The sequence below is a fragment of the Bacillus mojavensis genome (genome assembly GCF_012648005.1).
Taxonomy (GTDB): domain Bacteria; phylum Bacillota; class Bacilli; order Bacillales; family Bacillaceae; genus Bacillus; species Bacillus mojavensis.
Genome location: NZ_CP051464.1, coordinates 2,895,241 through 2,919,895 on the forward strand (window position 1 = coordinate 2,895,241; position 24,655 = coordinate 2,919,895).

Here is a 24,655-nt window from a genome sequence, read left to right on the forward strand (position 1 = left end):
ATGAAAAAAATCACATTTATCGGTGCAGGGAGCACAATTTTCGCAAAAAATGTTTTAGGAGACTGCTTGTTAACGGAGGCGTTAAATGGGTTTGAATTTGCGCTTTACGACATTGACCCAAAACGCTTGCAGGAATCTCAGCTTATGCTCGAAAATTTGAGAGACCGCTATAATCCGAGCGTCGTTATCAACAGCTATGATGACAGAAAACTGGCTTTGCAGCATGCGGGCTATGTGATTAATGCCATACAGGTCGGAGGCTATAAACCAAGCACAGTCATCGATTTTGAGATTCCTAAACGATACGGATTACGGCAGACAATTGCCGACACGGTGGGCATCGGCGGGATATTCAGATCACTCAGGACTATCCCTGTGTTATTTGATATCGCAAGAGATATTGAGGAAATGTGCCCCGACGCCTGGTTTTTAAACTATACAAACCCAATGGCCTCCCTGACTGGCGCTATGCTTCGCTATACGGATGTGAAAACGATCGGGCTGTGCCACAGCGTCCAAGTGTGCACAAGAGATTTATTTAAATCCCTCGGTATGGAGCACGCTGGGATTGAAGAACGAATCGCAGGCATCAATCATATGGCATGGCTGTTGGAAGTGAAAAAGGACGGCGCTGATTTATATCCCGAAATCAAAAAGAGAGCGAGAGAAAAGCAAAAAACAAAGCATCAAGATATGGTGCGGTTTGAATTGATGGATAAGTTCGGTTATTACGTCACGGAATCATCAGAGCACAACGCAGAATACCATCCTTATTTTATTAAGCGAAACTATCCTGAATTAATCAACGAGCTGCAGATCCCGCTAGACGAATATCCAAGAAGATGCGTGAAACAGATAGAAGATTGGGAGAAAATGAAGGATGACATTGTTAACAATAAAAACCTCACCCATAAACGTTCAAAAGAATATGGCTCAAGAATAATAGAAGCGATGGAAACGAATCAGCCATTCACCTTCGGAGGAAACGTGTTAAATACCGGGCTTATCACAAACCTTCCTTCCAAAGCGGTCGTCGAAGTGACATGCGTTGCCGACAGAAAAAAGATAACCCCATGCTTTGCAGGAGAACTGCCTGAGCAGCTCGCAGCGTTAAACAGAACGAATATCAACACACAGCTGATGACCATTGAAGCTGCTGTTACACGAAAAAAAGAAGCTGTCTATCAGGCAGCTATGCTTGACCCGCATACAAGTGCAGAGCTGTCCATCAATGACATTATTTCGATGTGTGATGATTTATTTGAAGCGCACGGCGATTGGCTTCCAGCATACAAATAAAAAAACTAGGGGTGATCTCTCCCCTAGTTTTTCGGTTTCGTTTCGCCTTCCCAGGCCATCATGCCGCCTTCTACATTGACTGTTTTAAAGCCTTGCTCATCCAAATACTTGCAGACATTCATACTGCGCATTCCTGAGCGGCAGATAAAAGTGTACTCTTTGTCTTTATCGAGGGTGTCCATTTTTTCAGGAATATCTCCCATGCGAATATGAACCGCTTGCGGGATCATGCCTTCCGCAACCTCTTCATCTTCTCTGACATCAATCAAATACAATTCTTCATCCGCCTCGATTTTTTCTTTCAGATCGGCAGTGCTGATTTCATTTATTTTCAACCGATAACACTCCTATTCACGATGATGACTTTAAGTATACCAAAGTCCGTCAGTCGATTTCTATTAAGAGACTGATGAAAAAAATCCCCTTTTTGACAAAGGGGATTTTTCCAGGATTAGTTTGCCACAATATTGACAAGCTTGCCAGGCACCGCGATGATTTTACGAATGGTTTTGCCTTCAAGCTGCTCTTTGACCTTTTCATCTGCTTGAGCAAGCTGTTCCAGCTGTTCCTTCGTCGCATCTGCAGGAACCTGTAGTTTCGCTTTCACTTTTCCGTTCAGCTGAACAACGATTTCAACTTCGTCGTCAACAAGTTTTGCTTCATCATATGCAGGCCAAGCCTCATATGCAATCGTACCGCTATGGCCCAATTTCTCCCACAGCTCTTCCGCGAGGTGAGGCGCGATTGGAGATAGGAGCTTCACAAAGCCTTCCATATATTCCTTCGGCAGCTCTGACGCTTTATAGGCCTCGTTGATAAAGACCATCAGCTGAGAAATACCTGTGTTAAAACGCAGGCCCTCATAGTGATCTGTCACTTTCATGACTGTTTCATGATAGACGCGCTCCAATGTTTCACCGGCGCCTTCAACGATTTTGCCATTTAGCTCTCCGCTGTCTTCAACAAACAGACGCCATACGCGGTCAAGGAAGCGGCGTGCGCCGTCTAAGCCTGATTCAGACCAGGCAATTGAAGCATCAAGCGGTCCCATGAACATTTCGTACAATCTCAGCGTATCAGCGCCGTGAGATGCAACGATTTCATCAGGGTTGACAACGTTCCCTTTTGATTTACTCATTTTCTCGTTGTTTTCACCGAGAATCATTCCTTGGTTATACAGCTTTTGGAACGGTTCTTTCGTCGGCACTACACCGATATCGTATAGGAACTTGTGCCAGAAACGGGCATACAGAAGGTGAAGCACAGCATGCTCCGCGCCGCCGATATACATATCAACCGGAAGCCATTTTTCCATTTTCTCAGGTGATGCCAGCTGATCCGGATTGTGCGGATCAATGTAGCGCAAGAAATACCAGCAGCTTCCCGCCCATTGCGGCATTGTATTCGTTTCTCTTCTTCCTTTTTTCCCTGTTTCAGGATCTGTGACTTCAACCCACTCTTTAATGTTCGCAAGCGGTGATTCGCCAGTGCCGCTCGGTTTGATTTCGTTTGTTTTCGGCAGAATCAGCGGCAGTTCTTCCTCCGGCACAGCTGTTGACGTTCCGTCCTCCCAATGAATGATCGGAATCGGCTCGCCCCAGTAGCGCTGGCGGCTGAAGAGCCAGTCGCGCAGACGGTAAGTGACTTTCTTTTCGCCGTTTTTCGTTTCTTCCAGCCAAGCGATCATTTTTTCAATCGCTTCCTGTTTAGTAAGTCCATTCAGAAAATCAGAGTTCACATGCTCGCCGTCGCCTGTGTACGCTTCTTCTTCAACATTTCCGCCTTTCACGACTTCCTTGACTGGAAGGCCGAATGTGTTGGCGAATTCAAAATCACGCTCATCGTGACCGGGAACAGCCATGACTGCACCAGTTCCGTATGAAGCAAGAACGTAATCTGCGATCCAGATCGGCAGTTTTTCACCGTTTACAGGATTGATCGCATAAGCACCGGTGAAGACGCCTGTCTTTGTTTTCGCAAGATCCGTGCGCTCAAGGTCACTCTTTGATTGAATTTCTTTGATATAAGCTTCGACAGCTTCTTTTTGCTCAGCAGCTGTGATTTTTTCTACCAAAGCATGCTCCGGAGCAAGGACAGTGTATGTAGCGCCGAACAATGTATCAGGTCTTGTTGTAAACACCGTAAATGATTCATCATGTCCATCTATGCCAAAATGAACGTGCGCACCTTCAGAACGGCCGATCCAGTTGCGCTGCATGTCTTTAATGCTTTCCGGCCAATCAAGCTCTTCCAAGTCATCAAGAAGCCTGTCCGCATAAGCTGTGATTTTCAGCATCCACTGCTTCATTGGGCGTCTTTCGACCGGGTGGCCGCCGCGTTCACTCTTTCCGTCAATGACTTCTTCGTTGGCTAGAACCGTACCGAGTGCGGGGCACCAGTTAACCGGCACTTCATCAACGTAAGCAAGACCCTTTTCGTATAGTTTTAAGAAAATCCATTGTGTCCATTTATAGTATTCAGGATCTGTCGTGTTGATTTCACGATCCCAATCATATGAAAAACCGAGCGCCTGGATTTGGCGGCGGAAATTATCGATATTCTGCTTCGTAAACACTGCCGGATCATTCCCGGTGTCGAGGGCGTATTGCTCAGCCGGCAGACCGAATGCGTCCCAGCCCATCGGATGAAGGACGTCATACCCCTGCATGCGCTTCATGCGAGAGAGGATATCCGTCGCTGTATAGCCCTCAGGGTGTCCGACGTGAAGACCCGCTCCAGACGGATAAGGAAACATGTCCAGCGCGTAAAATTTTTGTTTCTCATTATGATCAAGAGTGGCAAATGTTTTGTTTTCCAGCCAATAATTTTGCCATTTCTTTTCTATCTCTTTGTGCTGAAAACTCAAAGTAAAAACCTCCTTCTGATTGAATACGGCGTTTTATGTTCAAGTATTGACGGGACAGGGAGGATTATATTCAGAATATTCCCAAACTAAAAAAAACTCCCTCATCCCTAAAAGGGACGAGAGACTTTCGTTTTCCCGCGGTACCACCCTCGTTAGCGCGGCAGACGCCGCACTCACTTGATACTTTTAACGCAGTTATGCGTCAGCGGCTTTTCACCGCTGCAACTCTGAGGTGAGTTCAGAAACAAACTTGATTGACTTTCACCAGCCGTCAACTCTCTGAAACAATATCTGCTTCTTACTGCTCCTCTTCATTGTTCTTTTCGCAACCGTAATCTTAACTGTATTTTATAGAATTCTGTTCATAAGTGCAAGCAGGTTTGTATACAATGGGAATGTACCCTGAACGGGCGAAGATTGAGGACAATTATTCTGGTGGAGTTTTGGTTTGACGTTTCGACTCGGCCGGTTCGCCGCCGCTGTTCATTTCTCTTACAAAATCAAAGCTTCTGAGAACAGCTTCACCGCCGTAGCCTGAGATTATGGATAAGATGACAAGTTGAATTCCTGAATCGGGGTCAGCGGATAGTACAAGTAAAATGGAAGCCGTCATGCCGATAAACCAATCTTCCAAAAATCCAAGATAGATAAACCGCTTTGTCATCCTGGGTTTCTCCAGTCTGCCTCTCTTTTTCACATGACCGAGAATCCCCATGATTCCTCCAATTACACAAGCAATTAATACCTGATGCAGCATCTTCATCATCACCTTCCTAAAGCCCTTATTTCGTAAAGCGACTTCAGGCCATCCAGCCCCCTTAAACGATTCCGATGATTTTCGATATCTACATACTGGCAAATCTGAAAAAAGCTTGTTTCTTCCATTATATGTGAACACATGATCGGTAAGCTTGATGCATTAGATTCATTTTTCACCCAGTGACATTTACCTAGTCACCTATTTAGCATGTAGAAACCTTTCCGTTCATATGTTCAAACTCTGTTCTTATTTTTAGTGTATACGAGGACAAGCCCGAATGACAAACAACAAACTGCGCTTGCTTGAATCAGAACATGTGTTGTGCTACGGTTACTGTAGAATTCATTAAAAAAAGGGGAATATCAGGCTTTCGCACAGCAAGCTGGCGGCCTAAGGGGGAATTATATGGGTAGTTTTCAATCATTCGGAATAAAAGGACAGCTGGACGTTATCAAAAAAGCGCTTGATCACGCGCGAGTCGGTGTAGTGATTACAGATCCTGCACTTGAAGATAATCCGATTGTCTACGTAAACCAAGGCTTTGTTCAAATGACCGGTTATGAGGCCGAGGAAATTTTAGGAAAGAACTGCCGCTTCTTACAGGGGAAAGATACAGACGCTGGTGAAGTGGACAACATCAGAGCCGGTTTACAAAATAAAGAGCCGGTTACAGTTCAAATTCAAAACTACAAAAAAGACGGAACGATGTTCTGGAATGAGTTATATATTGATCCGCTGGAAATAGAAGACAAAACCTATTTTGTCGGAATTCAAAATGACATTACCAAGCAAAAAGAGTATGAACAGCTTCTCGAGGATTCCCTCACAGAAATTACTGCACTTTCTACTCCTATTGTGCCGATTCGCAACGGCATTTCGGCTCTTCCGCTAGTCGGCAACCTGACAGAGGAGCGATTTAATTCCATCGTCAGCACATTGACGAATATTTTATCAACATCCAAAGATGATTATTTGATTATTGATCTATCAGGATTGGCCCAAGTAAATGAACAAACCGCCGACCAGATTTTCAAGCTGAGCCATTTGCTGAAATTGACCGGAACAGAATTAATCATTACCGGCATAAAGCCCGAATTGGCCATGAAGATGAATAAACTGGATGCTAATTTCTCATCGCTGAAAACATATTCTAATGTAAAGGATGCCGTGAACGTGCTTCCGATTATGTAAAAAGATCCCGCTCATCCGGCGGGATCTTTCTTATGAAGAAACTGAAGCCTGCTTATTCGCTTTATCAGCTGATTTTAATCGTTTGTCGTATAAAATCGTCGTGACTATGCTGATCATAAGCAAAACCAAAAGAGATAAAACGAGAGCGTGAATGCCGGAATGATCGACGAGCACGCCTCCGAACAAAGGCCCTATCATTCTGCCACCTGTCGCAGCGCTGTTCACAAACCCTTGATAAAACCCTTCTTTCCCTTTAGGCGCAAGCTTGTTGGCAATCGTTGGCACCGCAGGCCAAACAAGCATTTCCCCGATGGTCAAGATCACCATGGCAGCCAAAAACATTGGAAATTGCTTCGCAGTCAGCAGCATGCTGTAAGACACAATAAAAATGACAAAACCAATGATCATTTGCGCTTTTAGCGACTCAGCCCATTTTTTCACAAAAAAGCTGACAAGCGGCTGTCCAACCACAATTAAAATTCCGTTAATCGTCCACAGCACACTATATAAAGAAAGAGACATTCCGATACTTTGCGTGTACGATGCGATGGTGGTAGACCATTGAGAATATGCCAGCCACCCGAGCACATACCCGCTGCTCAATATGACCAGAGCCGTAAATTTCGCTTTGCTGCTTACAGCATCATAATCAAGCACAGACGTTTGAGACACATCCTTCGTCTGAATATTTCGAAATCCGAAATATACGATAAAGAAAAAAACCACATACAACGCGGCATTTGCCAAAAATACGTATGAAAACGAGAAAGACGCCACCACGCCGCCAAGCGCAGAACCGACGGCAACACCTGCGTTTTGCGCGACATAAATTGCATTAAATGCCCTTCTTCCCCCTTCTGGCCACACTGATCCAGCCATTGCGTAACTGGCCGGAAAAACAACACCTGAACCAAACCCTACAATTGTAAGCAACACAATATAAAACGGCCAATCATGAAAAAAGACGAGACCCACCAGACTTGCTAACGTAATCGCAATTCCGAGCATGATGGATTTGAACCCACCGATTTTATCAAACAAAAACCCGCCGCATAAATTCCCTGCCACACTGGCGCCGGAATTCAGCATAAGGACAATCCCCGCGACCGTTAACGACTTTCCTAAATGATTATGAATATAGATCGTGTTAAGCGGCCATAAAAAGGATGCCCCCGTCACATTAATAAACATCCCTATCACTAAAATTTTCAATGCGCGCGGCATACTGATCCCCCTTTCTTATCTATAAAAGCTCATGAAAAAACGGAAACCTCAAAAGGCTCCGTACGAATCCAGTTATCATAGCACATTCATTCTATCTGTCTATCTCATATTTTTCAACAGATGAGTGTGAAAAAATCTAACAAATATTACTCAAAAATTGTAAAATAAATAGAAAAAGGGGTAAATTTCATGGAAATGGCATTCGCATTCCTCGGTTTTTTTGCATTTCTCTTTTCACTTGGCTATGGAGTATACCATCTCGTCAGATATGTGCTGAAAAAGGAAAAACGATTCTCTAAAAAACTCTTTTGGCCGCTTTTCATTGGAGGCCTCATTCTGCTCTTCACCGGAGCAGCTTTGTCAGAACCTGACGCTGCCGCAGCAAATGCTGATAAAAAATATTCAGCTCTAAACACTGAATATAAAAGTCTTAAAAAAGAGCATGAAGCACTTGAGAAAGAGTATGAAGCCATCAGCTCTGAAGCAAAGAAACTGAAAGACAATACAAAAGATCAAGACAAGCTCAAGCAACTGGAGAAAGAAAATAGTGAATTAAAAAAGACTCAGAAATCATTAAAAGCAGAAAATAAAGAACTTCAAGAAAAACAAAAACAGCTCAAAGAAGATACCAAAACAGCAAAGGCTGAAAATGAAACCCTTCAACAAGATAAAACAAAACTTGAAAAGCAATTAAAAGAGGCACAAAACCGAACAGCCAGCACGAAAGAAAACAGCGAACATTCTTCAACCAGCACGAATAAAAGCAACGAAACCAGCTCAGCTGATACAGCAGAAGGCTGTCTTATCAAAGGCAGCAAAAACGGCATCTATCATACGCCGGGCAGTACATACTATGACCGGACGACAGACCCTGCTGACATGTTTTGTTCAGTGGAAGAGGCTGAGGCAGCCGGGTATCGGGCGCCGAAACGATAAACAGTAAAAGCTCCAGTTTCTCTGGAGCTTTTACTGTTTTACAATGCCGACTTAATCACCTTTTTATAATAAAGAACCGACAGAATACCGAAAATAGAATAGAGTGCAGTATATAACACCATCACCATAATCATCGGCGACCATACCTCTGATCCGAATAAGAACCAGCCGGATTGAACGGCAAAGTAACTGTGAAAGAGGCCGATCACCAATGGAATGCCGAAGTTATACATTTGTTTGATGCGTATCCCCTTCAGCAGGTCTCCCTGTGTAAAACCGAGTTTTCTTAGGATGGTATAGTTCGGTTTTTCTTCTTCACTTTCACCCATTTGTTTAAAGTAAAGGATACACCCTGAGGTGATGAGAAATGTTAATCCTAAGAAACCAACGATGAACATGACCATACCAAAAAGAGATTTTTGCGCAATACTTGTATCCAGCCTTGATAAATGTAGATCTTTCTTGTTCACCTTTTGAAAAAGCTCATTTGCTTTTTCAAGCTGATCTCCATGTTTCATATTGATGCCGATAAATTCAGATTGCGCCAGCTGAATGCGAGGGTCTTTATCTTTGTTCAGCTGTTTAAACAGGTTGTCATCTACTATGACTGCAGGCATTCCCCCGCTTGTAAACGTGTAGGATACAAGAAACTCTTCTCTTAATCCTTTATAGTGTAATGATTGTGTCTCATGCTTGCTTTTGACTTTAATGCTGCCGGAGTCTTTTAAAACCATTATTCTTTGCAGCAAGTCGGTGTAGCCTGAGAAAACCGCTTCCCCAGCCGCCACATCCACGCCTTTTACATCTTTATCGCTAACAACAGCGAGTTGTGTGTTGGCGGGATCGCTCTGCATCTCTTTCGAAGTTCCATCCATGATATTTGTGAGATCAACAGACGATTGCAGGACAGGCATTTCTTTTTTGACGTACGACATGTCATTTTCACTCAAACTGCTTTCAAATCGTTTGGCATCTTTCTCATTCATGAATGAAAAATCCGCCGCTACATTTTGTTCAGCAGTCTTTTCTGCCGAGTAATACGAAATATAAGCAAGGGATAACAGCCCGATGGCGAGCGCTGAAACGGTTGTGATAATCGTCAGCAGCAACGCGTTCGATTTCATTCTGAACATAATTGATGACAGTGACAGAACCTCTGAGATATTCAAGTAGCCGCCCTTGCTTTTCCGAATGATGTTCGAGATAAACGTAACCGATCCTTTATAAAAGAGAAACGTCCCGATAATGACGGAACCTAAGATAAGACTCATTGCGAAAAACAGTTCGTTTATGGTTTTGAATTTTCCGCTAAACAGCTCGGAAGACACGTAATATCCCGTTAAAATCAACACGATGCCCAGCGCCCCGATCAGCATCTGGAAAAAAGAGATTCTCTTCACTTTATCCTCAGTGGAAGACGTTACGTTAAACAAAGATAAAATGCTTTGTTTTTTGATAAACGTATAATTCATGATCATAATCAAAAGATAAATGCCGCAGAACACAATGATTGTTTGCACCAAGGCTTGCCCAGAAAAATGCAGTTTCGCATCAGCTTTGACATCGACGATTTTGAACAAGATCATGAGCACAAGCTTTGATATTGAAAATCCGGCAAAAACCCCGATGGCTAACGAGCCGAAATACAGCATGATATTTTCTGCACTTAAGATACGAAAGATCTTGTGCTTTGTCATTCCGATTAGTTGAAACAGCCCGATCTCTTTACTCCGTCTTTTAATAAAAATGGTATTGGCATACAAAATAAAGATTGATACAACAGCCACAAGTAAAATTGAAGCGGTTTTAATAGCCGCGGCGCCTTTAATGGAAGCTTTTACTTCATTAATGGACGGGTCATATTGGAGTGTGACAAATGCGAAATAAAGCGCCACACTAAAGATTAAGGCAAACACATAGAGGTAATAATTCCTGATATTCTTTTTCAGATTTCGCAGAATGAGCTGATTAATGTTCATGCTGCACCCCGCCTAACACGCCTTGTGTTTTCATGATATCCTGGAAAAACGTCTGCCTGTCTTGGCCCCCTTTATTCAGCTGCGTATACATCAAACCATCCTTAATAAAAATGACTCTGCCGCAGTAGCTCGCTGCAACGGGATCATGGGTAACCATAATAATTGTGGCGCTGCGTTTTTGATTGAGCTGGCTCAGTTTATTTAATAGATCAGAGGCTGATTTCGAATCGAGCGCGCCGGTCGGCTCATCAGCGAAAATAATGCTCGGGTCATGAATAAACGCTCTTGCGGCGGATGTTCTCTGCTTCTGGCCGCCGGAAATTTCATTCGGGTACTTATCCCGCAATTCATAAATTCCCAATTCCTTCGCCACTTCCTCAAACTTGCGGTGTGCTTCCTTTTTTGATATCTTCGTGATTGATAACGGCAGAAGGATATTTTCTTTCACTGTTAATGTGTCTAACAAATTGTAATCCTGAAAGATAAAGCCTAAGTGCTGTTTTCTAAATTCAGCCAGCTGCTTTTCCTTCAAGGACGTCATTTCGTTTCCATTAATGTTGATCGTTCCGTGACTGACCTTATCTATCGAGGACAGAACGTTAAGCAAAGTGGTTTTGCCCGACCCTGAAGCACCCATAATGCTGACGAATTCGCCCTTTTCAATGTGAATATCGATGCCCTTCAGCACTTCCTGTTTATTCAGCTTGTTACCATAGCTTTTTCGAATTTTATTCGCTTCTAAAATCATCATGTCCGTAGTCTCCTTTATATTGGATACTGTTATTATAAAAAGGATCGACGGGCTTTTCCTTCGATTAGGCGAACAAAAAAGAAAAGCATGTGACATTTTCGTCACATGCTAATGACATGTTCGAATTGATTTCGTTTCGGAAAGGTTAAAGTAAAGGTTGTTCCAGCTCCAAGCTCTGAATGCACATCGATATCGATCAACAACGGTTTTGCGGCTCTCTTTGCCAGATACAGCCCCATGCCCGTAGAAGACTGATTATGATGATCGGTTGTAGATGTAAACCCTTTATCAAAAATTCGTGAGACATCTTTCCTGTCAATGCCCCTTCCAAAATCTTTTACCTCAAGAACCTTCCGCTCGTCTATTTCATAGCTGTTGATCACAATATCAGCTGCTTCACTGTATTTTACGGCGTTGGTCAGCAGCTGCCTGATGATAAAGGACAGCCATTTCGCATCGCTCAAGACTTCCTCTGCCTCCAGCTGAATATCAAACCCGATTCCTTTCTGTATACACCACGATTGCAAGTCTCTGATCTCTTTAATAATCAAGGGCTTAAGCTTGATCATCTCTAAAGACAGATCATTTTCGATAAAGGACATGCGCTTTTGATGAAGCTGCTGATCAAGAAGCAGATGGATGCGCAGCCACTCATACGATAGCTGGGATTTTAATGATGGTTCTTCCATCCGATCGATGATTAAATGCAGTGCTGTTAATGGCGTTTTGACCTCATGTATCCACGCCATCAGTTCATCTTTTTCATTTTCTAACGCCAAGCCATTCCGCAATGCAGATTGCTTCAATTGTTCCGTTTGTCCGGTGATGCTTTTTTCAATCAACTCTTCAAACGGCGTCTCCGGTTCACTTATGGCGGTGACATCAAGATTATTTTCCCATTCTTCAAGGCTTTTATAGAATGCGGTTTCTTTCCGAAAACGGATAATAACAAACACAACAAAGATCATGACACACAAATAAACAATATAAAGAACATTTTCAAATGGAATAGATGGATCGACAAAGGCAATCAACAAAATCAGAATTTGCTGCAGCAAAAATGCGGCAATCCAGCTTCGTCTTTCGATGAGGAATGCTTTAATCATAGAAATGATCCTCTTCCTTCGCCATGTAGCCTTGGCCGACCTTCGTCTCGATATATGTCCCAAGCTGCAATTCGTCCAATTTTTTCCGCAGGCGGTTGACATTGACGGTCAGCGTATTATCGCTGACAAAGCGCTCATCATTCCACAGGCTTCTGATTAACTCCTCACGGCTGACAATCTTGTTTTTTTGTTCAATTAAGTGTTTTAAAATAAACATTTCATTTTTAGTCAGTTCAACAGAGCCTTTGTCATTGCTGACGAGGTTCTGCTCCACGTCTACAGCAGCCCCGCACCATGTTTTCAGCGTGCCAGGCTCCGTATTATAGTGGTATACACGCCGGAAAATGGCTTGGATTTTCGCAATCAGCACATCAAAATGAAACGGCTTTTGAATAAAGTCATCCGCTCCCAGCTGCATCGACATGACCATATCAGCAGGGTGGTCACGGGAGGATAAAAAGAGAATCGGAACATTTGACCGGGAACGGATCAGCCGGCACCAATGAAACCCATCAAATTTAGGGAGCTGAACATCAATAATGACGCAATCGGGTTTGATTGACACAAATTCCTGCATCACTTGGCTGAAATCCTGAATGCCGTATACATCATAGGACCATCCAGTTAAACGCTCCTTGATTTCATGAAACAGCGATTTATCATCTTCTATCAGCAAAAGTTTAAACAATGGACTCACCGCACTTTTTCCTTTTTTTATGTCAAGTGTATAGCAAATCTTGTTGATGCGCTATACAGAAAAAGCCGGCTGGTTCAGCCGGCTTTTCTTGATTACAACTCTCTTCTTAATGCTGTCAGCACGTTGGTTTTTGTTGCTTTTCGGGCTGGGTTCATACCCGAGATCACAGCGACACCGCCGCAAATCACAACCGCAATGATGACAAGGCTGAGCGGAATATAAGAAAACGTATAATTCAGATCCCCCGCTTCGCCTCCGCTTGTCGCCGCGAGAATCATCGGAACGGCCAGGTTGACAAGGTAACTCACGCCGTAAGAAATGATAATCCCAATCACACAGCCTAAAATTCCGATATACGCACTTTCCATCAAGAACATTCGGCGAATGATAGACGGACTTGCCCCAATCGCTTTCATAATGCCGATCTCCTGCGTTCTTTCTGTAACCGCCATCGTCATCGTGTTAAATATTCCAATGGCTGAAATGATAACCGCGATACATCCGACAAAGATCAGGCCGATTTTGAAGACCATGAAGAAGGTGTTGGCTCCTTCAAGCTCGGTAGTAACTGATGTGACATAGTATCCGTCATCTGTTAGATCATTTGTCAGCTGTTCCACATTCTCAAATTTATCAGCATAAACGCCAACATTTTTTTCAACATTTCCGCCCTTGAAGTCCAAAAATTCCGAAAAGTCCTTCTTGAACTGGTCACTAATGAAGATGTTTGAATCCTCCATCCAATCTTGAGATGGTTTTTTTGTAATACCGACAATTTTAAAGTCATATGTTTTTGTTTTCGTAACATCCCCTGTTTTAGGGTCTGTTTTTGATACACTTAATTCAATCGTTTTGTTCAGGATGTCTTTCGTATAACCCTTTGGTTCTTCTATATCCTCGGGGTTTCCATTTGCTTCCTCGATTTTTTTGTTATATGCTTCAGATTCTTTTTTCGTCAATAATCTCTTTGCAAAGTCGTATCCTACTACGATTTCATTTTCCGACTTTGCGACTCTTCCTTTTTCTAATTCCATATTTGCTTTTAATTCATCGTTCATATTGGTAAAGATGAGATTAGAGCTTTCATTTGTGCGATTTCCTAAAGTTGCTTTGTTTGGTTCATACACTTGCGTTCGTTCTACAACTGACCTTACATGATCATACTTCTCTAAATCAGCTTTATTAATAGGCTTATCCCCTTCCTTGCCCATTACACTGACTTTAGTCACAATTTGCTGGCTCATTGTCATATCTGTGATTGTCTTTTGAATCCCGAATCCAACCGACGACAGCACAACTAAAAACGCACACGCCATTGTTGTCGCAAGAATGGTCATAAAGACGCGGAGCCTGTTTTTCTTCATATTTCTTCTGATAAAATGAACCTGATCCTTAAATCTCAACGGTAATACCTCCTTTTAACACACCGTCATGCAGCTGGAATTTTGAGTGTCCGATTGAAGCTACTTCATCATCATGGGTAATAATCACAAATGTAATGCCCCGCTCACGGTTCAGCTGCTGAATCAATTCAAGCACTTCCTGTTCCGTTTCTGAATCAAGGCTTCCCGTCGGCTCATCCGCTAAAATAATCGACGGATTTAAAATCAGCGCTCTCGCAATGCTGACACGCTGCTGCTGGCCGCCTGACAGTTCATTAGGGTAGTGAGCAGCATGGTTTTCAAGACCGACGCGTTTCAGCATGTCCTGTACCTTTTTCTTGCGCTCAGACGGTTTAATTCCTTTTAGCGCCAGCGGCATTTCAACATTCTCATATGTCGTTAAGCCCGGGATGAGCTGAAAGCTTTGAAAAATAAAGCCAAAGTGTTCAAGGCGGAACTGCGCCCATTCCTTTTCATTAAAGCCCGTAACATCAGTTCCGTTAATCACAATACGCCCTTTTGTCGGTGTGATGTAGCCTGATATCAAATTCAGAAGTGTTGATTTTCCTGATCCGCTTCGTCCGACGATACAGGCGATTTCTCCTTTCGCCACAGTCAACGAGACATCTTTTAAGACAGGCACTTCATTCTCACGGCCCTTTTTTCCAATCGTGAAAGAATGGTTAATATGCTGAACTTCAATCATCTTTTCTCTCTCCCTTATAAATGTTTTGTTTTTTTATAAATCGCAAAATAGCTGATAAGAAAACCAATCACGGCGCCAGCAGCCATGCCAAATATGTAGCCGACGAAGCTTTCCGTTGCGGCAAATCCAAAATACCCGAAGCCCATGATTCCAATGATAATGACAATGACCTGTACCGGGCGGTCTAGCGGTTTCCACAAAAAGAAATATCCGTTCCGTTCATTAGACAGTTTGACAAAACTGATGTAGCCGATGATGTAAAAGATGATCGTCATGATGGCCGGAATCACTAAATAATGTGGAGAATCCTCAACCCATTTCGAGTCTATATAGATTATCGGGACCAAATACTGTACCCATTTGGGTACTGGACCATGGATAAAATCGATTGACACTCCTAAAAGGATCTCGATGTTGATCGCAGGCAGACTGATGAGTAAAAACGGCGAAATGGCCACGGTAAATGAGACTAAAAGCTGTGCAAAAATATTGCCTGTCAAAGTTCCTCCAGCCATAACCAAAGAATAAGCCAGCATGCTAACAATGATCATTCCCAAGCTGTAGTTGTGAAAATAAACGGCCTGATCAGGCTTCAAAAACAAAATCAGCAAAACAGATAAAACATAACCTATGAGTTGCGGTATCACAATCACCATTCCGCCAGTCAAGAACTTCGCCTTAAATATCTGCCCTCGTGAATAAGGAAGGCTTAATGTAAAGTCAAAGTAGCCCTTGCTTCGTTCAATCCCAAGCTGGCTGACCGCCAAAACCACACCCCAAATCCAAAATACTGAGATAAATGTGCTGTTTAAATAATCAACGCTGAATACGCAGGGGCCGACCCAATTTTCTTTTCCAGTGACACAGCCTTGATAGATGAGATACATATTTAAAATTGATAAAGGATTACCCAATATAAAAACCAAAATGGTGATAACTAAGGCGACTTTATTCTGCCGCCACTCTTTGTAAAGCAGTCCGGAATCCGGCAACTCACTCCCTCCAAACCTAAGGCATTTCATTACACTTTTGTTTTCTTGTAAATAGAGAAGTAGCTCACAAAGAATCCAGCCACTGCCCCAATGATCATCCCCAAAATATAACCAATAATGGAATGTCCGGTATAGTATCCAAATAAACCAAATCCAAGGATGCCGAAAGCCATAACCAGAATTTGCACCGGACGATCTAATTTGTTCCATAAGAAAAAGTATCCGTTTCGTTCACTTGGAAGCTTTTTGAAGCTTATGAAGCCAATCAAGTAAAATAGCATGCTCATTACGGCTGGAATCAATAAAAGATACTTACTGTTAATCAGCCATTCATTTACAACGTAGTAACTAAACGGTACTAGTTTCGATAAATTGCTTGCCAGAGAGAAATAACTCTCAGGGGAAGGGAACAATTCCCATATACTCACATCAAAAACAACTTCAAGGTTTCCAACCGGCAATGCAATCATTAAATACGGCAATATAGCTGCAGAAAACGCCGTTAACAGCTGGGCAAAAGCATTACCCGTTAACGCTCCGGCGGCCATCACCAGTGAGTAAGTCATAAAGCTAATCACGATCACCCCAACGCTGCTGTGCTCAAAATAGTAGACGTGTTCAGGGCTATAAACAAGAATTAGCAGCCATGCAAGTAAAAAGCCAATCAATTGAGACAGTACAATCACAAAACTGCCTAACCAAAATTTCGTCTGGAAAATGTGGCTTCTGTTATATGGTAGGCTTAATATAAAATCCATCGTGCCTTTCGAACGTTCCATGCCCAGGAAGCAGACCGCCAAAATGACACCCGGCACCCAGTTGAGATCTATCAGATTGCTTATGGAATAATTCACAATAAAATCACAATATTGCGGGTCTTGGCGATCAAGGCATCCTTGATAAGATAAATACGTATTCACGATAGAAAACGGATTTGCCAGCACTAAAAACACAATACTTAACAAAAGCACCACTTGATTCTGCTTCCACTCTCGATAGAGGAGACCTCGGTCTACCATCTCCGCTTCCCTCCAAACTTCGCAATGAACACTTCTTCCAAGTTGACAGGAAGCTCATTCCACACTTTTGGCTTCAGCTCTCTTAAAAAGCTCTTGTTCTTCTCATCGCTTTTCGGGATCAGCACCGTGTAAAACACACCGGCCTGATCGAGCATCGGAATGTTTTGCTCTCTGATGGCCAAATTGACATCTGTATCGAAGGCCATTTGAATTTTAATGTATTCTTCTTTTAACTCATCAAGATCCATTACATTTGTCAGTCTGTTATCTTCGAGAAAACCAATTCGGTTGCACATCCGTTCAATATCCTCAAGGCGATGGGAGGTGATCAGGATGCTCGTATCACGCTCAGCCACTTCATCGACCATCAGCTGCAGTACATCATGCCTTGTCACTGCATCTATTCCGTCCGTCGGCTCATCAAGAAGAATCAGCGCCGGTCTCGCCGCAAACGATAGAACGAGTGACAGCTGTTTTTTCAAGCCCGTCGACAGCTCACGGTACTTTTTCGTTTCCGGAATTTCGTATCTGTTCATCAGCTCATTCGCGTAGGTGACATCAAACTTCGGATAAATCCTTCTCAGGATGTCAACAAGCTGCTTGTATGTATACTTGTCATAAAAAGGATTCTGAACAGGCATGTAGATGATATTCTGTTTCACCTTCGGATGCTTTTTGATTTCTACGCCGTCAAACAGAATCGTTCCGCTGTCCGCGAAAATAATTTGCTGGATTAAACGGAGCATCGTCGTTTTACCCGATCCGTTCCGGCCGAGCAGCCCGAAAATTTCCCCTTTTTCAATTGTTAAAGAAACGTCTTTTAATACTTGATTGCCGTCAATCGTCTTTGACAGCTGTCTTAATTCAATCATCACTCTTACCCCCTTTCACATCAGCGCTGATTTCCTTTATCCATTCTTGCAGTTTCTCCAGCTCAACCCCCGCATAATGTGCATCGATGATGAGCTGTTTGAGTTGCTCTTTAATCATCGTCATCTTCCCTTCAACCAGTGTCGTTTTTGCATTTTCCGATATATAGGTCCCTCTGCCCCGCAGCGTTTCAATAATACCCTCTCGCTCAAGCTCTTTGTACGCTTTGCTGACAGTATTCGGATTCGCAATAATGATCGTCGCCAATTCTCTGACAGAAGGAAGCTTATCACCAGGCTTCATGATCCCTTTCAAACAAAGCTCTTTCATTTGCTGAATAATTTGTTCGTAAATGGGCGTTGAGCTTCTTGGATCGATTTGAATCATTTACTTCCCTACTTTCTATACGATCTGAACCTTTCATAAATAAAACGAATCAATTATACTTTTTTGCCATTCAAAACCGATCATCACAAGGACAAGAAAAAAAGAACAAGCGATCATAGATGCCGCGATCAGCATTGGCACGTTACGTTTGTTTTGTTTTTTATGTTTCATAACTGCCTCCCTTAAATTCAATATATAAATGACTTTTCATTAGTGTCTATAGTGTATTACTCCAATTAGTACACTTAATACAATAAATACTTTGCAGTGCAAAGTCAATCCTTTTTTACAAAAAAACGGACCCTTATCAAAAGGGTCCGTTTCTTACACATCAAGAGGGTGCTGCAAGATCATATTATTTTGCAAAGCTTGAAGCTGAAGCCTCATTCTGTACAGCTGTTCTCTCTGCTGATCATTTGATGACAGCCATAGTTTATTCAAGGCATTTACCGCATTTTCAATCTGCATTTGCGCATCGCTGTATTCTTGGTCGTTATAATGCTCTTGTTTAGAAGCGATTTTCAGCTGTTCTTCAGCATAATCATACGCCTGCATACATTGTTGGAGATGTTCATCTACTGATTGTCTTGTTGCCACAGTAACCCCTCCTCTTGGTAATGGAAACAATCCATCATCCATAGTGTAGCCTCATCAGACATGATTCAATAAAGAAATTTATGGTCGATATTCATTTGTTCTCATCTGAAATGCGTGCTACAATTTTAGGATGCAATTGTACGCAAGGAGGCACATTAATCGTGATTCAGAACAATCCTTTTCCTTATTCAAATACGGAAAAACGCTATCATACATTAAATTATCATCTCAGAGATCATTTCGGGCATAAGGTATTTAAAGTAGCGCTTGACGGCGGCTTTGACTGCCCGAACCGTGACGGCACTGTCGCTCACGGCGGCTGTACCTTTTGCAGCGCTGCGGGCTCCGGTGATTTTGCAGGAAACCGGGCCGATGATTTAATGACGCAATTCCACGACATTAAAAACCGCATGCATGAAAAATGGAAGGACGGGAAATATATCGCTTATTTCCAGGCTTTCACCAATACACATGCGCCAGTTGACGTGCTTCGAGAGAAATTCGAGTCTGTTCTCGCGCTCGACGATGTGGTCGGCATTTCAATCGCCACACGGCCGGACTGCCTGCCGGATGACGTTGTTGAGTATTTGGCAGAACTCAATGAACGCACGTATCTCTGGGTGGAGCTCGGGCTTCAGACAGTTCACGAACGCACAGCTCTTCTGATTAACCGGGCACATGACTTTGACTGCTACGTTGAAGGTGTGAACAAGCTAAGAAAACACGGCATACGCGTCTGCTCGCATATTATCAATGGACTTCCTTTGGAAGACCGGAACATGATGATGGAAACGGCAAAAGCAGTGGCAAATTTGGACGTACAGGGTATTAAAATCCATTTGCTGCACCTGCTGAAGGGCACGCCGATGGTGAAACAATACGAAAAGGGAAAGCTGGAATTTCTCTCTCAAGACGATTATGTGCAGCTCGTCTGTGACCAGCTTGAAATCATCCCGCCAGAAATGATCGTACACCGTATCACTGGTGACGGGCCGATTGAATTGATGATTGGGCCAATGTGGAGTGTGAACAAATGGGAAGTGCTCGGCGCTATCAATAAAGAACTTGAAAACCGCGGCAGCTACCAAGGTAAGTTCTTTCAGCGTCTTCAGGAGGAATCAGCCTTATGATTCTGAAAAAGATTCTTCCCTACAGTAAAGAGCTGCTGAAAATGGCCGCAGGGGACGGAGACATTGTTGTTGACGCCACAATGGGGAACGGGCATGACACCCTGTTTTTAGCTGAACTTGTCGGTGAAAACGGCCATGTATACGCATTTGATATACAAGAATCAGCAGTGGCCAATACGAAGGAGCGGCTCGGTGACACCTATCAAAACCGGACAACTTTATTTCATAAAAGCCATGACAAAATTGCTGAATCACTTCCGCAGGAAACACACGGGAAAGTAGCGGCCGCTGTGTTTAACCTTGGCTATCTGCCAGGCGGGGACAAATCGATTACGACAAACGGCAATTCAACGATTCAAGCAATTGAACAGCTTCTCAGCATCATGAAAGATGAAGGCCTGATTGTTTTGGTCGTCTATCACGGCCATCCGGAAGGCAAAACTGAAAAAAACGACGTGCTCGACTTTTGCCGGGACTTGGATCAGCAAGCAGCCCGTGTCTTAACATACGGATTTATCAATCAGCAAAATGACCCGCCGTTTATTATTGCGATCGAAAAAAAAGCTCAAATCAGCAAATGATTTGAGCTTTTTTCTTTGAGTTTTTCATCCAGGCTATCTTTTGAAACTTTCTGTAGGCTCTGCCGTTGATATAAAAGAAAAAGGAGGTTTTTCCGCTTGCTTTGATCAGCTTCTTCGCGAGCCGGCCCATTTCCTTTTGGCCCGCCACTTTATCATCAGACAAATAGACACCCAGCAAGCCGCGGTTGATTAAGCGGTGGAAGTTTTCGTGCGGAATGCCGTGCAGATGTTCATCGGCTTTCTGAATAAAGTGCTGCAGCCGATTCATCATTTCTTCATGCGACTGATAATACGAGCAGAAATTCAAGTCCCCTTCAAGCAAGTCCTCCTCTTGGTCAATCAAATAATCAAGCAGAATATGAAGACCTTGTATGTAAGGAAAATAACTGTTGCGGATTTTTTTTGCGGTGCTTTCAGTAAAATCAGGCTGAAACGAATATGCGACAAGACAGAAAATGCCTAGCGTGGAGCCTGCACAAGCTGAGAATTCATACCATTCCATCTCAGGAAGCTCTGATTCATATTGGGTAAACCACTTTTCAAGGCGCGGGACGCGCTCATGCTCTACAACGTGCTTATGCACCTGCAAATCGCAATAATAGCCGCAAAGCTCAAGCAGATAAGGTTTAATCATGTCGTAGTGTTCAATAGACCCGAGGACACGCTGGCACGTTTTCACCAATTCCTGCAAATATCCGCTGTCATCCTGCTCGTCCCTGAATTGATAATAATTTTGCGGTTCAGCTCCCACTGTCAACGCGTCCTGCATAGAGGTGTGAAGCATTCGAAAATCTTCCGGGTCAAGTGAGGTGCTGCGGTCGCACAAATTGTCCAGGTAGTCGCTGATTGTTTGATATGCGATGATGAACTCAACACATTTCTGCTTATGACTCCCTGACAATAAGGCCAATATGCCGCCGCCTTCACAGTGAAACGTTTTATCTCGAATACTTGCGGTTGCCTGTGCTTTTAATTCACTGTTTTTAATTGCTTCTGATTTTTGCTTCCATATGTTCAGCTCTTGATGAACGAGCGGAAAAATTTCACGATATACTTTGGCCATCAGTCCAAAAGGATGTTCCGGTACTGTCAACACATGCACCCCCCAGTTCAAATATATTGATCAGTAAATGCTCTTGCGGCTTTAAAAACGTCTTCTCTTTCCGGTTCATTAAATATTTCATGATAAAGCCCTTCCCATTCCCTATATGACTTATTGTGGGAAGCAACCCCTGAAAACCACTTGATAACCTTCGTTTTGTCGACCAGCTTGTCATCTCCGGCCTGCATGACTAGAAGCGGCACCCTTAGAAAAGCCTCTGTCGGCACCATGGCAGACTCAATAGTTTTTAACAGCTCTCTGTACCATCTGACAGAAACCTTCGTGACAAAAAGGGGATCGTTCTGGCCTGCTTCGATGACATCTTCATTCCGTGTCGCCATATCAATCGATAATCCTGAATCAACTTTAAGCGACGGAGCGATGACATTCAGCCCCTTTGATGCAAGGTCAAGCACTTTATTGACTTTAATTTGCAGCCCGAGACACGGTGATGATAAAATAATTCCCGTAATGCGGGGGTTTCTCTGCTGTTTAAACCATTCAATCGCGATCAGGCCGCCCATGCTGTGGCCGAGAAGAAAAACAGGCAGTTCAAAGGTTCGCGCTTTATCGATCCAAGTATCTACTTCATCAATGTATTCTTGAAATGAGTGAATATGACCCCTGGCCCGGGTGGTCGTCCCTTGTCCCGGCAGATCACCCATTACAACGTGATAACCCGAAGATCTCCACATTTCACTCAGCCATTTATACCGTCCATGATGTTCACTTGCCCCGTGGATTATAACAATCACTGCCACAGGTCTGTCTGCTTTCCAGGTCCACATGCGGTTCACCTCATACAAAAATTAAATAGAGAAAGAAGGATGAAAGATATATGATTTACCCTTATAAGGAATACACGCCAAAAATCCACCCAACGGCTTTTGTAGCCGATAATGCAACAATTACCGGTGATGTGGTCATCGGAGAACAATCCAGCATTTGGTTCTCAGTGGTCATAAGAGGAGATGTAGCCCCGACCAGAATCGGTAACAGAGTCAATATCCAAGATTTAAGCTGCCTCCATCAAAGCCCGAACCGGACGCTTCTCATTGAAGATGACGCCACGATAGGCCATCAGGTTACACTCCATAGCGCCGTGATCCGTAAGAACGCCTTAATCGGCATGGGTTCAATCATCTTAGACGGAGCCGAAATCGGTGAAGGCGCCTTTATCGGTGCCGGCAGTCTTGTTCCGCCGGGAAAAATCATTCCGCCAGGCCATCTTGCCTTCGGCCGCCCGGCAAAAGTCATCCGCCCTTTGACGGATGAAGACCGAAAAGACATGCAAAGAATACGGTCTGAATATGTAACAAAGGGTCAATATTATAAATCACTTCAGCAAATGTAAGACCAGCTTCGTTTTACTTTACCATTTTTCAAAATATTATTTAAGCGATAACCATCGCTGACCCGAACCAAATAGCAGTTCGGGTTTTTAATTTTCCATAAAACGTTCACAAATCAAAACAAACGTGTGACTTTTATCTTATCATAAAAAATGAGACGCCACTGTAAGCAGTCTCTGCAAAAAACTTATTCCTATTCTCTGCTCTCTATGAGTAGCTTTACTTAAACAAAAAAGAGCCCGCCGGGAGCTCTCTTTGTCAGCTGATCTGTTGTTCAGTTGACACAGCTGCGTTTTTCTTATGAAAGCCTTTGCCATAATAAACGGCTATCAAAATCAGAAACCAAATCGGACCGACAATAACGGCGACTCTTGTTTCCGGACTATAAGCCATCAGGATAATGACAAATGCTAAAAAGGCCAATGATAAATATGACGTGAATGGGTAAAAAGGCATTTTATATTTTAATTGCTTTTGATCCTTTGGCTGCATGCCCTTACGATATTTGATCTGAGAAAGCAAGATGATCGCCCATGTCCAAATCGCCCCGAATGTGGCAATGCTTGTGACCCAAGTAAATACCTTCGCAGGCACAATATAGTTTAACAGCACACCGACTAATAACGCACCCGCAGAAGCCAGTACGGCCTTACCCGGAATGCCGCCTTTGGTCAGCTTACCGTATGCTTTTGGCGCCTCGCTCTGCTCCGCTAAGTTAAAGAGCATGCGTCCGGTGCTGAATATGCCGCTGTTGCAAGAAGACAGCGCTGCCGTCAGAACGACAAAGTTAATGATGCCTGCCGCATATGGAATCCCCACTTTTTCAAACGTGAGTACAAAAGGGCTTCCTTGTGAGCCGATTTCCTGCCACGGATAAATGGACATGATCACAAATAAAGCACCGACGTAAAAAATCAGGATACGCCAAAATACCGTATCAATCGCTTTCGCTAATGACTTTTGCGGGTTTTTGACTTCGCCGGCCGTCACCCCTATCATCTCAATGCCTAAATACGCGAACATCACCATTTGAAGTGACAATAAAACCCCTTTTATTCCATGAGGAAAAAATCCGCCGTTGCTCCATAAATTACTGATGCCTGTAGCAATGCCTCCATTGCCGACGCCTGCAATGATCATTAATAAACCGACAGCAATCATAGAAAGGATCGCGACAATTTTAATCAAAGCGAACCAAAACTCCAGCTCTCCATACGCCTTCACGGCCAGGAAATTGACACCAGTCATAATCACCAGCGCCGACAATGCCCAAATCCAATTTGGCACATCCGGAAACCAGTATCCCATATAAATTCCGACAGCGGTGATTTCCGCCATACAGGTTACAACCCATAAGAACCAGTAATTCCACCCGGTTAAGTAGCCTGCGAGCGGACCTAAGTAGTCACGTGCGTACCTGCTGAAGGAGCCCGCGACCGGCTTTTGAATGGCCATTTCCCCAAGCGCCCTCATAATAAAAAACATAACCAGACCGCTGCAGGCATATGCCACCAAAATACCTGGCCCTGCTAATTGGATAGCTGATGCGGAGCCAAGGAAGAGTCCCACTCCTATGGCAGCCCCTAAAGACATTAAAGAAATATGCCTTTCTTCAAGACCGCGATGCAATTCTTGTTTTTGTTTTTGCATGTTCCCTTCTCCCCTAGAAAAAAATATCATTAAATCATTCTTCTGAATATTTCGCACGAATGTGCAGGGTAATCAATG

Annotated in this window: 25 protein-coding genes and 1 other annotated feature; of the genes, 6 read left to right on the plus strand and 19 right to left on the minus strand. The window is 43.4% G+C overall.

From position 1 onward, the window contains the following. Nucleotides 1-1,299 (plus strand): alpha-galactosidase MelA, encoded by a 1,299-nt coding sequence (gene melA, locus HC660_RS15160; RefSeq protein WP_168748571.1) that lies wholly within the window; start codon nt 1-3, stop codon nt 1,297-1,299. Nucleotides 1,300-1,322: 23 nt separating this feature from the next. On the opposite strand, the gene HC660_RS15165 is transcribed toward melA, so the two are convergent. The 3 genes from HC660_RS15165 to HC660_RS15175 form a co-directional block, all read right to left on the minus strand. Continuing rightward, the gene (locus HC660_RS15165; RefSeq protein ID WP_010331554.1) at nt 1,323-1,634 is read right to left on the minus strand and encodes a rhodanese-like domain-containing protein; all 312 of its coding nucleotides are present in this window, start codon (nt 1,632-1,634) and stop codon (nt 1,323-1,325) included. A gap of 116 nt (nt 1,635-1,750) precedes the next feature. After that, the gene (gene leuS / locus HC660_RS15170; protein ID WP_168748572.1) at nt 1,751-4,165 is read right to left on the minus strand and encodes a leucine--tRNA ligase; all 2,415 of its coding nucleotides are present in this window, start codon (nt 4,163-4,165) and stop codon (nt 1,751-1,753) included. A gap of 109 nt (nt 4,166-4,274) precedes the next feature. Further along, nucleotides 4,275-4,489 (minus strand) — a binding site (T-box leader). Between the two features lie 103 nt (nt 4,490-4,592). Continuing rightward, the gene (locus tag HC660_RS15175) at nt 4,593-4,928 is read right to left on the minus strand and encodes a DUF4257 domain-containing protein (protein ID WP_003223352.1); all 336 of its coding nucleotides are present in this window, start codon (nt 4,926-4,928) and stop codon (nt 4,593-4,595) included. A gap of 402 nt (nt 4,929-5,330) precedes the next feature. Between HC660_RS15175 and ytvA the strand changes: the two genes are divergently transcribed. Then, complete coding sequence (ytvA, locus tag HC660_RS15180) at nt 5,331-6,116, plus strand: YtvA family blue-light photoreceptor (protein WP_095714559.1); 786 nt, start codon at nt 5,331-5,333, stop codon at nt 6,114-6,116. A gap of 30 nt (nt 6,117-6,146) precedes the next feature. Here the strand turns inward: ytvA and HC660_RS15185 are convergent, their stop codons facing one another. Further along, nucleotides 6,147-7,340, minus strand: a complete 1,194-nt coding sequence (locus tag HC660_RS15185) for an MDR family MFS transporter (protein WP_095714560.1) — start codon at nt 7,338-7,340, stop codon at nt 6,147-6,149. A 189-nt stretch (nt 7,341-7,529) separates the two neighbouring features. Here HC660_RS15185 and HC660_RS15190 point away from each other — a divergent pair, with 189 nt between their 5' ends. Next, nucleotides 7,530-8,276, plus strand: coding sequence for an LMBR1 domain-containing protein (locus HC660_RS15190; RefSeq protein WP_168748573.1), 747 nt, complete (start codon nt 7,530-7,532; stop codon nt 8,274-8,276). A gap of 38 nt (nt 8,277-8,314) precedes the next feature. On the opposite strand, the gene bceB is transcribed toward HC660_RS15190, so the two are convergent. The 12 genes from bceB to HC660_RS15250 all read right to left on the minus strand — a co-directional run bounded on the left by bceB (nt 8,315) and on the right by HC660_RS15250 (nt 18,762). Beyond that, nucleotides 8,315-10,255, minus strand: coding sequence for a bacitracin ABC transporter permease BceB (gene bceB / locus HC660_RS15195; RefSeq protein WP_168748574.1), 1,941 nt, complete (start codon nt 10,253-10,255; stop codon nt 8,315-8,317). Further along, nucleotides 10,245-11,006, minus strand: coding sequence for a bacitracin ABC transporter ATP-binding protein BceA (gene bceA / locus HC660_RS15200; protein WP_168748575.1), 762 nt, complete (start codon nt 11,004-11,006; stop codon nt 10,245-10,247). The genes bceB and bceA overlap by 11 nt, the downstream gene beginning before the upstream one ends. Nucleotides 11,007-11,107: 101 nt before the next feature. Next, nucleotides 11,108-12,112 carry a sensor histidine kinase gene (locus HC660_RS15205; protein WP_168748576.1) on the minus strand — a complete coding sequence of 335 codons (1,005 nt, stop codon included), beginning with the start codon at nt 12,110-12,112 and terminating at the stop codon, nt 11,108-11,110. Then, a complete protein-coding gene (locus HC660_RS15210) occupies nt 12,105-12,800 on the minus strand; it encodes a two-component response regulator BceR (RefSeq protein ID WP_168749490.1) in 696 nt (231 codons plus the stop codon). The genes HC660_RS15205 and HC660_RS15210 overlap by 8 nt, the downstream gene beginning before the upstream one ends. Nucleotides 12,801-12,901: 101 nt before the next feature. Next, nucleotides 12,902-14,212 carry an ABC transporter permease YtrF gene (gene ytrF / locus HC660_RS15215; protein WP_168748577.1) on the minus strand — a complete coding sequence of 437 codons (1,311 nt, stop codon included), beginning with the start codon at nt 14,210-14,212 and terminating at the stop codon, nt 12,902-12,904. Beyond that, complete coding sequence (gene ytrE, locus HC660_RS15220) at nt 14,202-14,897, minus strand: ABC transporter ATP-binding protein YtrE (protein ID WP_168748578.1); 696 nt, start codon at nt 14,895-14,897, stop codon at nt 14,202-14,204. Before ytrE ends, ytrF begins: the two co-directional genes overlap by 11 nt. Before the next feature lie 14 nt (nt 14,898-14,911). Further along, nucleotides 14,912-15,889: an ABC transporter permease YtrD gene (gene ytrD, locus HC660_RS15225; RefSeq protein WP_168748579.1), complete on the minus strand. Its 978-nt coding sequence runs from the start codon at nt 15,887-15,889 to the stop codon at nt 14,912-14,914. A 29-nt stretch (nt 15,890-15,918) separates the two neighbouring features. Further along, nucleotides 15,919-16,908: an ABC transporter permease YtrC gene (ytrC, locus tag HC660_RS15230; RefSeq protein ID WP_168748580.1), complete on the minus strand. Its 990-nt coding sequence runs from the start codon at nt 16,906-16,908 to the stop codon at nt 15,919-15,921. Next, nucleotides 16,902-17,780 carry an ABC transporter ATP-binding protein YtrB gene (gene ytrB / locus HC660_RS15235; RefSeq protein WP_044153718.1) on the minus strand — a complete coding sequence of 293 codons (879 nt, stop codon included), beginning with the start codon at nt 17,778-17,780 and terminating at the stop codon, nt 16,902-16,904. Before ytrB ends, ytrC begins: the two co-directional genes overlap by 7 nt. After that, nucleotides 17,773-18,165 (minus strand): GntR family transcriptional regulator YtrA, encoded by a 393-nt coding sequence (gene ytrA, locus HC660_RS15240; protein WP_168748581.1) that lies wholly within the window; start codon nt 18,163-18,165, stop codon nt 17,773-17,775. Before ytrA ends, ytrB begins: the two co-directional genes overlap by 8 nt. Nucleotides 18,166-18,198: 33 nt before the next feature. Continuing rightward, on the minus strand, nt 18,199-18,336 hold the full coding sequence (locus HC660_RS15245; RefSeq protein WP_010331569.1) for a hypothetical protein: 138 nt from the start codon (nt 18,334-18,336) through the stop codon (nt 18,199-18,201). Between the two features lie 153 nt (nt 18,337-18,489). After that, nucleotides 18,490-18,762 (minus strand): YtzC family protein, encoded by a 273-nt coding sequence (locus HC660_RS15250; protein ID WP_010331570.1) that lies wholly within the window; start codon nt 18,760-18,762, stop codon nt 18,490-18,492. Nucleotides 18,763-18,923: 161 nt separating this feature from the next. Between HC660_RS15250 and mnmL the strand changes: the two genes are divergently transcribed. Beyond that, on the plus strand, nt 18,924-19,892 hold the full coding sequence (gene mnmL, locus HC660_RS15255; RefSeq protein ID WP_168748582.1) for a tRNA modification radical SAM protein MnmL/YtqA: 969 nt from the start codon (nt 18,924-18,926) through the stop codon (nt 19,890-19,892). After that, the gene (gene mnmM, locus HC660_RS15260; RefSeq protein WP_010331572.1) at nt 19,889-20,473 is read left to right on the plus strand and encodes a tRNA 5-(aminomethyl)-2-thiouridylate-methyltransferase MnmM; all 585 of its coding nucleotides are present in this window, start codon (nt 19,889-19,891) and stop codon (nt 20,471-20,473) included. Before mnmL ends, mnmM begins: the two co-directional genes overlap by 4 nt. On the opposite strand, the gene tbcS is transcribed toward mnmM, so the two are convergent. Together tbcS and HC660_RS15270 are read right to left on the minus strand one after the other, a co-directional pair. Then, nucleotides 20,463-21,566, minus strand: coding sequence for a tetraprenyl-beta-curcumene synthase (tbcS, locus tag HC660_RS15265; RefSeq protein ID WP_168748583.1), 1,104 nt, complete (start codon nt 21,564-21,566; stop codon nt 20,463-20,465). The two genes, mnmM and tbcS, sit on opposite strands and share 11 nt — an antisense overlap. A gap of 17 nt (nt 21,567-21,583) precedes the next feature. Further along, a complete protein-coding gene (locus HC660_RS15270) occupies nt 21,584-22,363 on the minus strand; it encodes an alpha/beta hydrolase (protein WP_168748584.1) in 780 nt (259 codons plus the stop codon). A 50-nt stretch (nt 22,364-22,413) separates the two neighbouring features. Between HC660_RS15270 and HC660_RS15275 the strand changes: the two genes are divergently transcribed. Then, entirely contained in the window at nt 22,414-22,929 is a 516-nt protein-coding gene (locus tag HC660_RS15275) for a gamma carbonic anhydrase (protein ID WP_168748585.1), read from the plus strand. 256 nt (nt 22,930-23,185) lie between these two features. Here HC660_RS15275 and alaP read toward each other — a convergent pair whose 3' ends face one another. Next, on the minus strand, nt 23,186-24,577 hold the full coding sequence (gene alaP, locus HC660_RS15280; RefSeq protein WP_010331576.1) for an alanine permease AlaP: 1,392 nt from the start codon (nt 24,575-24,577) through the stop codon (nt 23,186-23,188). Between the last annotated feature and the right edge of the window lie 78 nt (nt 24,578-24,655).